The organism is Nostoc mirabile CHAB5784 (assembly GCF_020829645.1).
GTDB lineage: Bacteria > Cyanobacteriota > Cyanobacteriia > Cyanobacteriales > Nostocaceae > Nostoc > Nostoc mirabile.
The window spans coordinates 85727-94198 of the sequence record NZ_JAIVFS010000029.1; the positions used below are offsets into that span (position 1 = coordinate 85727).

Below are 8472 nucleotides of genomic sequence, written 5' to 3' on the forward strand. Positions count from 1 at the left end.
TCATAGGGATTCTGAGCTTTTATTTAGTTGTTGGAGCATCTGCACCAGCTTATGCTATGCACATTATGGAAGGTTACTTACCAGGAAATTGGGCACTTTTTTGGTGGGTAGTAGCGTTACCATTTTTTGTTTTAGGATTGCGATCGCTAACTCGCATCACCCAAGCCAACCCGGAACTAAAATTACTCTTAGCATTGGCGGGAGCTTTTACTTTTGTGTTGTCGGCGTTAAAAATGCCCTCAGTCACAGGTAGTTGTTCCCATCCTACAGGCACTGGGTTAGGAGCAGTACTATTTGGGCCGTTAGCGATGTCGGTGTTGGGGGGTTTAGTTCTGTTGTTTCAAGCGCTGCTACTAGCTCATGGCGGTTTGACGACATTGGGGGCAAATGCTTTTTCAATGGCGATCGCAGGCCCATTTGCCGCCTACTGGATATATCATTTGACGATGCGGCTAACTGGTAAGCAAAAAATAGCGATCTTTTTAGCCGCAGCCATAGCAGATTTACTCACATACATTATTACTTCGATCCAACTTGCCTTGGCTTTTCCCGCCCCAGTTGGTGGGTTTATTGCTTCATTCATCAAATTTGCCGGGATTTTTGCAATTACTCAAGTTCCTCTAGCAATTAGCGAAGGGTTGCTGACAGTGCTGGTATGGAATTGGCTACAATCTTATACACCTCAAGAACTGGAATTTTTAAAATTAATCCAACGGGAACCTCAACACAATGAAACAGTCTAAAAATGGATTGAGTAACTGGCTTTTAATAGTAGCGGTGATCGCTTTAGCAGTTGTACCCTTAATATTTGTACGTGGTGGGGAATTTACAGGTTCAGACGATCAAGCTGAAAAGGCAATTAGTGAAATACATCCTGGATATCAACCCTGGTTTAAACCCCTGTTTGAACCCCCTAGTGGTGAAATAGAAAGTTTATTATTTTCTTCACAAGCGGCTTTGGGTGCTGGAGTTATTGGTTATGTCATTGGTTTATATAAGGGGCGTTCCCAGCAGCAAAGGAATAAGGAATGAGTCTGCAAATAGATACCCTTGCTTATACGAATCGATTGCGGTGGTTAGCACCGGAGCAGAAATTGCTGTTTGCGATCGCTCTGCTAATCATCGCTGCTTTTACTCATCCCTTAGTTCAAATTTTGATTGCAGTTTGGATGAGTACTTGGACAATTATCTATGCAAGGATTCCCAGCAAAATTTATTTCAAACTAGTATATGTTGCTAGTTTTTTTGGGTTGACAAGTTTACCAGCTTTAATCATCAATGGCGTAGATATTTCTCAATTACATTTAGTGCAAAATGACTCAGTAATAGGATTGGATATTGGCTCCTATTATGTGTATATCAGTGTTCACGGTCTTCAGCAGGGATTGACAATTTTAACCCGAGCGATCGCCTCTCTTTCCTGCTTATATTTCATTATGTTAACTATTCCCTTTACTGAGCTTTTACAAGTCCTGCGTCGCGTGGGTTTTCCTGTGTTGCTAACTGACCTATTATTACTAATGTACCGTTTTATTTTCGTTCTATTAAACACAGCCTCTGAATTATGGACTGCTCAACAATCTCGTGGTGGCTACTGCACTTTTAGCATTGGGATGAAAAGTTTAGCTTTGTTAATTGGACAATTACTCAAACGAACCCTAGAAAACTATCGTCAAGTATCCTTGACTTTGGCATCACGGGGCTTCAATGGAGAATTTCAAGTTTGGCATCCTCATCGCTACCATCTATCCAAGCGATATGCCATCGAAGCAATTCTAGGATGTGCGTCATTAATCGCCTTGGATTGGTACGAGCATGCAACAATTTTTACTCGAATTTGAGCAATTACATTACACTTATCCAGGCCCACAACAATTAGCTTTAAATGGTTTAAATCTGAGGATTCCTTTTAACAAAAGATGTGCGTTAATCGGGCAAAATGGTTGTGGTAAAACAACATTATTTTTATTAGCTAACGGTCTATATAAACCTCATAAAGGTAACGTATATTGGCAAGGAAAACCTCTGCAATATGACCGTAAATCCCTGATGAAATTACGCCAACAAGTAGGGCTAGTTTTTCAAGATCCAGAGCAACAACTGGTAGCTTCTACTGTTGAAGAAGATATTTCTTACGGCTTGTGTAATTTAGGATTGCCAACAGAAGAAATTAAACAGCGAGTTGAGCAAGCCTTAATAGAATTTGGACTTACCGAATTAGCTCAAAGACCAGTCCATCATCTTAGCTTAGGACAAAAAAAGCGAGTTTCCATAGCTGATGTTATGGTGCTAAAACCAGAACTTTTATTGCTAGATGAACCAACAGCCTATTTAGATAAGTTGCATACTCGTAACTTAATGACAACTCTAAAAAAGATTCATGCAGATGGAACAACTATACTCATGGCAACCCATGACCTTGATTTAGTTTATCGTTGGGCAGACTGGATATTTGTAATGGATCGGGGACAACTTGTGATGGAGGGAAAACCGCAAGATGTGTTTACCCAGCGTGAAGTTCTCGAAGATTTACAGCTAGGAGTGCCATTGATATATGAGATGCTATTTGCTGAGGGATTACCCGAAGAAGAACCAGTTTTAGAACGTTTGCGGCAAAGGATATTTCACTTATTCCGTTACTTGTAGCGAGTAAATTTATTGAATATGAGAATCAAAAGCCACATCAAGTAGGGGCAATTCATGAATTGCCCCTACCTGAAAATATTGCGATCGCAGCTATTTTACTATCACTTGGATTGTTGGGTGGTTGGGTTATTGGTGGACAAGAAGAACTTGGGAATTTAGTATATCTGGGTACTTTGGCAGCAAAATAATCAAAAAGTAGTTAAAATTCAACATATTAATGTAACTAATATTTCGGCGAGTTTAGAAAAAGAGGCTTCCTATCAGGATTTTGAGCCTTGTGGGATTATTTCAATGGAAACTAAAAAAAGTAAACTAAATAAATCTATTGAGATTAATTTGAAAGGTCAAACTTATGTCCGATCTTGGGATTCTCCAGAGCTTGGTGTATTTATTAAGTAGAATTTTATTATTTACAAGAGCATAAAATTAAGATTTACTCAGAAATTAAGAAAATAATGCTGACAAAAATTGCTGTTGAAAAAATTATTGAGCGTGCCTTGATGGGATACGACTTATCTCTCGAAGAGGGAGTGGTGTTGTTACAACAAACTGACCCGGAGGCGATCGCAGCTATACGTGCTACATCCGATACACTCCGCCACACTCAAGCAGGCGATACGGTTACTTATGTAATTAATCGTAATATCAACTTTACTAATATTTGTGAGCAGCACTGTAGTTTTTGTGCTTTCCGTCGAGATGATGGTGATGTTGGTGCATACTGGTTAGATTCGGCGCAAATTTTGGAAAAAGCAACAGATGCGGTGCAACGGGGTGCGACGGAAATCTGTATGCAGGGCGGATTAAATCCACAAGCGCAGATAAATGGTAAATCTTTGCCCTATTATCTCAAGGTTGTAGAAACCATCAAACAAGAATTTCCCCAGATACATTTACATGCTTTCTCTCCCCAAGAAGTGGAATTTATCGCCAGACTTGACGGACTTGGGTATGCTGATGTCATTGCTGCTTTGCGCGATGCTGGTGTTGGCTCAATGCCGGGAACAGCAGCTGAAGTGTTAGACGATGAAGTAAGGCGGATATTGTGTCCAGAGAAGATTAACACAGCCACTTGGCTAGAAATTGTCAGCACCGCTCACAAATTAGGCTTGCATACTACCAGCACCATGTTATCTGGGCATATTGAAACCCACGAACAGCAAATCGGGCATTTAGAAAAATTGCGATCGCTCCAAAAAACCGCCATTAATCAGGGATATCCAGCAAGGATCACAGAGTTTATTTTATTACCCTTCGTTGGGCAAGAAGCGCCCAAACCCTTACGTCGCCGTGTCGGACGCGATCAACCAGTTTTGAGTGATGCACTGCTGCTAGGCGCTGTGGCGCGAATTTACTTAGGTAATTGGATTCCTAACCATCAGCAGAGTTGGGTAAAACTAGGGCTTGCAGGTGCAACATCCGCCTTAGTTTGGGGTTGTAATGATATCGGCGGCACATTGATGGAGGAACATATTACCACAATGGCAGGTGCTTTGGGTGGTACGTGCATGGAAGTGGAAACCTTGGAAAATGCGATCGCTTCTTTAGGAAGACCTTACCAACAACGCAATACTCTTTATCAAAAAGTCATTAGTCATTAGTCATTAGTCATTAGTCATTGGGCATTGGGCATTGGGCATTGGGCATTGATTATTCGCCTTGTCTCCCTCATCTCCCTCATCTCCCTCATCCTCCCCTGCTCCCCCACTCCCCACTCCCCATTCCCCAAGTTACCAATCCAAGATACGATGGACGTTGATTTACGTATTCTTTTACTTAATGCATATGAAGCGCTATTGGTCGCGTTTGCTTGCGCTGGTTTTGGTTGTATCTATCGGCTTAATGGGCTGTTCTGGCAGTCCAGATAGTTTGACTGGGGATTATCGCCAAGACACCTTAGCTGTGGTCAATGTTATGAGACAAGCTCTGGATATATCACAAGATTCACCAGAAAAAGCAGCAGTTCAAGCAGAAGCACGTCAAAAAATTAATGACTTTTCAGCTCGCTATCAGCGAGTTAACTCTGTTTCTGGTCTTGGCTCCTTTACAACCATGCGAACAGCCCTCAACTCCCTGGCTGGACACTACAGTTCTTACCCAAATCGTGCCGTACCCCAAAAACTCAAAAATCGTTTAGAGAAGGAGTTACAGCAGGTAGAAGTAGCACTGAAGCGTGGCGGTTAATTCTTAACTATTGCCTACTCCATCATCAAGAGTCGATACTTTTGACTCTTGATTATTTTATCAACTTGATATAAATCAGAGTTTTAAATTTTCAACTAAAAGCCTGCTCAAAGTTCAACTTAGGGACTTCCAAATTAAAAAACATCCAAAAATCTCATACAACAATCCTCTCTCATCTTCCTTTCTTTGCGCTCTCTGCGCCTCTGTGGTTCATTTTCATTAGATAATTTATTTTTTAGAAATCCCTTACTTCGTCTCCATCCAATTTTCACCCACACGCGCATCTACCAGCAACGGCACACTCAACTGGACTGCGTTTTCCATCACCGACTTAATTTGTGGTTGTAATTCTTCCCACTCATCAGCAGGAATTTCAAACACTAATTCATCGTGAACTTGCAACAACAAACGCGCCTGATAGTTCTTCAAAACCTCATGCAATCTCACCATTGCAATTTTGATAATATCAGCATTGGAACCTTGAATTGGTGCATTAGCGGCAGAGCGTAGTAAACCTGCATCATAAGCACCCAAATTTTTCAATTTACTCAGATCAATATCTTTTGGGTTACTGCCTTTTAATTTGCGTAAACTGTTATTAGTAAAGTCAAAATAACGACGGCGACCGAAAATAGTTTCTACATAACCAAGAGCGATCGCTTCTTTTTTGACTCGCTCCAAATATGCAAATACTTTCGGATATCGTTCATTAAACCGCTTAATGAACTCGTTGGCAATGGTTTTATCTATCCCAGTTGAGCGCGAAAACCTTAGAGAACCCATTCCATAAATCACGCCAAAATTGATAGTTTTTGCCATCCCTCGTTCTTCTGAGGTTATATTTTCTTTTTCAAACACTAACCGCGCCGTAACAGTGTGAACATCTTCATTTTGCTGATATGCTTGCACTAATATCGGCTCTTGACTCAAATGAGCCAAAATCCGCAATTCAATTTGTGAGTAATCAGCAGCTACCATTAACCAACCAGGTTCTGGCAAAAACGCCTTCCGAATTTGGCGACTAAAAGCTGTACGAATGGGGATATTTTGCAAATTCGGATTAGAAGAAGATAACCTACCAGTTGATGTTGCTGCTTGATTAAAATCAGTATGCACTCGCTGTGTCTCTGGACGCACCAATGCAGGTAATGCATCAACATAAGTAGACTTTAATTTAGATAGAGTCCGATACTCAATTATCGCCTCAACAAATCCAGTGTTATCATCTTCTTGAAGTCTTTCCAGCGTTGCTGCATCTGTAGAGAAGCCCGTTTGAATTTTACGAGAATGTCTAGTGCTTAACCCCAACTTTTCAAACAAAATTTGGCTCAATTGCTTCGGAGAACCCAAGTTAAAATTTTCCCCAGCTATTTCAGTTGCTTCCTCTTTCAACCTGGCTAACTCAGTTTCTAAATGTTGTGAAAGTTCTTGTAAATAAGCTGAATTAATGCGAACACCCGTATATTCCATTTGGGCTAAAACCGCTTCTAGTGGCTGTTCCACTTCCACTAATAGCTTAGACAAAGTTGGAATTTTATCCAGTTCTTCACGCAATTTCGGCACTAAGCCAAAGGTAGAATAAGCATCCATACCGCAGTAATCTGCTACGGCAGGAATATCTATATCAGCGATGGTTTTGCCTTTAGGAACTAAATCCAAATAACTTTTTGCTATCAATCCCAAATATCGCTGCGATAAATCCATCAAATTATGACTTGAATCGGGATTTAGAATGTAACTTGCCAGCATGGGATCAAACACTACTCCCGCCAAATTAATTCCTTGACACTTTAGAACTAAGCGGTCAAATTTGGCATTTTGCAGAGCTTTGGGATAATCAGCACTTTCGAGAATTGGGCGTAATGTTTCTAGCACCAAATCTTGATGCAAATTTTCCCCAGTTTTGTGCCCCACAGGAATATAAGCTACCTCATCTGGTTGCATTCCCCAACAGCAACCAATTCCTACTAACTCAGCATCTCTCGGTTCTAAATCAGTGGTTTCAGTGTCCCAAGCAACGGGAGTTTCTGGGTTAGTGAATTTTTGCAAAAGTTTCACTAACTCAGTTAATTTTGCTTCACTGTTGATGATGCGTGGTGTAATTGGGGAAGTAGATTGTTGTGTAACTGCGGCTGTATCACTAGCACTGAAAAACCACAAATCATTATCTTCATCAGCGCTAAATTCTGAGTTAGTATTGGGATTAATTGCCTCTGTTTTGGCTTCTTGTTTGTCTTCGACTTGGCCACCAAAACGTTGCTGTAACTCGTTGATTTTACCTAAAAAAGACTTGAATTCTAATTTTTCTAAAATTGGTGTTAGGACGTTTGTATCAAAACCTTTTAATTTGCAATCTTCTAAATCAAATTCTATAGGAACATCTAAAACTATAGTTGCCAAATAGCGAGACTTCTTTGCATCTTCTTTACCCGTTGCCAGTTTTTTGTGAGTTGCGCCTTTAATTTCATCTAAGGCAGCATAAATATTATCAAGTGAACCATAAGTATTTAACAGCTGCACTGCTGTCTTTTCGCCAATTCCCTTGACACCAGGAATATTATCTGATTTATCACCACAAAGAGCTTTAAAATCGACAATTTGTGAAGGTAAAATGCCCATCTTCTCTTTGACTTGTTCTGCTTCAAATTCCGTGATGCTATTTGTAGAGCGTTTTAGGGCATCTGGACTAAAATTCAGAACAGTGATTTCTTTGTCAGAATCGATCAATTGAAATAAATCGCGATCGCCAGTGAGAATCTTCACCCTATACCCAGCAGCAGTTACTCGCTGTGCTAAGGTTCCCAAAACATCATCTGCCTCGTAACCAGGTGCAGTGAAAATTGGTAGATTGAAGCCATTCAGCAATTCATGCAAGTTTGCTAAGTCGGGAATGAAGTCTTCTGGCGTTTCTTTGCGATCGGCTTTATAAGTATCGTCAGCTTCGTGGCGAAAAGTGGCTTCACCCAAATCAAAAGCGATCGCCATTGCTTGGGGCTGTTGTGTTGCCATTACCTCCAGCAGGCACTTCACAAAACCAAAACATATACTGGTAGGAATCCCCGTTTTAGTACGCAGTCCACCATCTCGCCCTTTAGCGAAAGCAAAGTATGAACGATACGCCAGGGAGTGTCCATCTACGAGGATGAACGTGGGGCGTGTTGCGGTTGCAGAAGTGATTTCAGACATAGCCCTATTTTAGCCAGAAGCTTTGTCACATAGTTAGCAATTTCAGATGCTAGTTCAGCTTTGCTTTGGCAACAATAGCGTAGTTTTGCGTACAAAGGGACTTCCAAATTAAAAACATCCAATTTTTTCTACTACTCACCACAGGCTCTAGAGCCTGTTAAGTTATATCTTGCACCTGCCTATCCCGCCTGAGAATAAATTCCCAGGCTAATAGCACAAGTCCACTCAAGTGGACTAAAACCCTTACTTAGTCTTCAATAGATAGACTTTAACTATAAGCCTCAGAATTCATTCTGAGGCGGTCGTGGGGACTGGTGCAAGTTCTGAGTTCTGACTTTTCCCGTTAAGTCTTGAAAGGCTTACTGATAAAGGATTTAACAAACAGCACAGCATATACGGTAGAGTAATTGAAATCGGGTGCTAAAGGTAACAAGCAATGCTGGACTGGTGGGAGAA

At 40.9% G+C, this 8472-nt stretch carries 8 protein-coding genes; 7 read left to right on the forward strand and 1 reads right to left on the reverse strand.

The genetic code is table 11. The features are described 5' to 3' along the window. Positions 1-56: 56 nt before the first annotated feature. From LC653_RS19815 to psb27, 7 genes are all read left to right on the forward strand, one after another. A complete protein-coding gene (locus LC653_RS19815) occupies positions 57-743 on the forward strand; it encodes an energy-coupling factor ABC transporter permease (protein ID WP_229496407.1) in 687 nt (228 codons plus the stop codon). Next, positions 730-1032: an energy-coupling factor ABC transporter substrate-binding protein gene (locus LC653_RS19820; RefSeq protein WP_229496390.1), complete on the forward strand. Its 303-nt coding sequence runs from the start codon at positions 730-732 to the stop codon at positions 1030-1032. The genes LC653_RS19815 and LC653_RS19820 overlap by 14 nt, the downstream gene beginning before the upstream one ends. Further along, a complete protein-coding gene (gene cbiQ / locus LC653_RS19825) occupies positions 1029-1841 on the forward strand; it encodes a cobalt ECF transporter T component CbiQ (protein WP_229496391.1) in 813 nt (270 codons plus the stop codon). The genes LC653_RS19820 and cbiQ overlap by 4 nt, the downstream gene beginning before the upstream one ends. Beyond that, positions 1816-2646 (forward strand): energy-coupling factor ABC transporter ATP-binding protein, encoded by an 831-nt coding sequence (locus LC653_RS19830; RefSeq protein ID WP_229496392.1) that lies wholly within the window; start codon positions 1816-1818, stop codon positions 2644-2646. The genes cbiQ and LC653_RS19830 overlap by 26 nt, the downstream gene beginning before the upstream one ends. 59 nt (positions 2647-2705) lie before the next feature. After that, entirely contained in the window at positions 2706-2834 is a 129-nt protein-coding gene (locus tag LC653_RS46295) for a hypothetical protein (RefSeq protein ID WP_267923121.1), read from the forward strand. 267 nt (positions 2835-3101) lie between these two features. After that, positions 3102-4247, forward strand: coding sequence for a 7,8-didemethyl-8-hydroxy-5-deazariboflavin synthase subunit CofH (cofH, locus tag LC653_RS19835; RefSeq protein ID WP_229496394.1), 1146 nt, complete (start codon positions 3102-3104; stop codon positions 4245-4247). Positions 4248-4425: 178 nt separating this feature from the next. Then, positions 4426-4830 (forward strand): photosystem II protein Psb27, encoded by a 405-nt coding sequence (gene psb27 / locus LC653_RS19840; protein ID WP_229496396.1) that lies wholly within the window; start codon positions 4426-4428, stop codon positions 4828-4830. Between the two features lie 246 nt (positions 4831-5076). Here the strand turns inward: psb27 and polA are convergent, their stop codons facing one another. After that, positions 5077-8016, reverse strand: coding sequence for a DNA polymerase I (polA, locus tag LC653_RS19845; RefSeq protein ID WP_229496398.1), 2940 nt, complete (start codon positions 8014-8016; stop codon positions 5077-5079). Between the last annotated feature and the right edge of the window lie 456 nt (positions 8017-8472).